The 1,416-nt window shown below is 71.9% G+C and carries 1 protein-coding gene; it reads right to left on the reverse strand.

What is annotated here, in order from left to right; translation table 11 throughout:
* Positions 1–118 precede the first annotated feature (118 nt).
* A complete protein-coding gene (locus tag ACFV6I_RS39645) occupies positions 119–1,318 on the reverse strand; it encodes a TolB family protein (RefSeq protein WP_380431163.1) in 1,200 nt (399 codons plus the stop codon).
* Between the last annotated feature and the right edge of the window lie 98 nt (positions 1,319–1,416).

A 1,416-nucleotide genomic window follows, 5' to 3' on the forward strand; every position in this document is an offset into this window, starting at 1 on the left:
CCTTACAGCGCCGATGGTACTGCAGGGGGGACCCTGTGGGAGAGTAGGACGCCGCCGAACAATCATTCACAGAGAACCCCCATCCGGGAAACCGGGTGGGGGTTCTCTGCGTTGTGGTTCATTCGTCCTGGAGTTCTTCGTCCTCTTCCCACCGCCGCGATTGTGCTTGGGCCGACGCCCGGCCATCGGGTTGAGGCGGTACCGCCGCCGTTCCCCACGCCGGTCGGGTCAGCCAGGCGTCCCTGTCGTGGGTGAGCCGGGCGATGCCCGTCCCGTCCGGCCGCATGGTGTAGAGGTCGGCCCCGGAGCCGGCGGGGTCCTGGGCGAAGACGATGGACTTGCCGTCGGGCGCGTAGGCGGCGGTGCCGTAGAAGACGTCGGACGGGGCGGGGGTCAGCGCGCCGATGGCGGTGCCGTCGGGGTGGACGGTGTAGATGCCGCCGCCGGGGGCGTCGGCGCGGCCGGCCGGGTAGGTGGTGAAGAGGATCTGGGTGCCGTCGGGGGACCAGTTGGCGCGGTCTCCGGCGCGCAGTTCCCAGGGGGTGAGTTGCCGGAGCCCGGTGCCGTCCGCGGCGACGACGTAGATGGCGCGGCTGTTGGCGGGCTGACCGGTGGCGTTGGTGCGGTACTCGAAGGTGAGTTGCTTGCCGTCGGGGGACCAACTGGGGTTGCTGACCTGCCCGGAGTACGGCTTGTCGTTGGTGAGGAAGGTGAGCCGCTGGACGTCGGTGCCGTCGGGGCTCATCAGGTAGAGGTCCGAGTACTGGACCTGGTATTTGTCGGCCGGGTCGAGGGCGCCCCAGGAGCGGCTGAAGGCGAGTTGCTTGCCGTCGGGCGAGTAGGCGGGGGCGCGTTCGTCCTCGTTGGCGCAGTCGGCGGTGCCGGTCTCGCAGAGCTGGCCGATCTGCTGGGCTCCGTCGCCAGTGGTGGAGACCGTCCAGAGGCGGGCGGCGCCGCTCCGTGGGTCGGTCCGGTCGAAGGCGATCGTGCTGCCGTCCGGGGACCAGTCGGGGCGGTCGTCGCGGGTGCGGTCGGGCGGCTGGGTGACCTGGTGCCAGTTGGTGCCGTCGGGTGCGAGGGTCACGATGGCGCTGGTGGTGCGGGCGGCGTCGAGGAATTCCCCGCCGACGATCAGACCGTTGTGCGCGGGGGCCGCAGGCGTTCCGGCGGCGGCGCCGACCACGCCGGGGCTCGCGGCGGCGGTCGGCGACTCGGGTGCGGTGGAGGGGGCGTCCGCCTGGATCTCGGACAGGGGGATCTCACCGGGTTCGGCGCCGCACCCGGTGAGCAGGGTGCTCAGCAGCAGAAGGGGGCCCACGCCGCGGGCGCGGGGGGGGGGGCTGGGGGGGTGGGGGGGCTGGCGGGGGGGGGGGTTAACGTGTGTATAATCGACGACACTTAAGACCACAACGGCGG

Source organism: Kitasatospora sp. NPDC059803, assembly GCF_042732255.1.
GTDB lineage: Bacteria > Actinomycetota > Actinomycetes > Streptomycetales > Streptomycetaceae > Kitasatospora.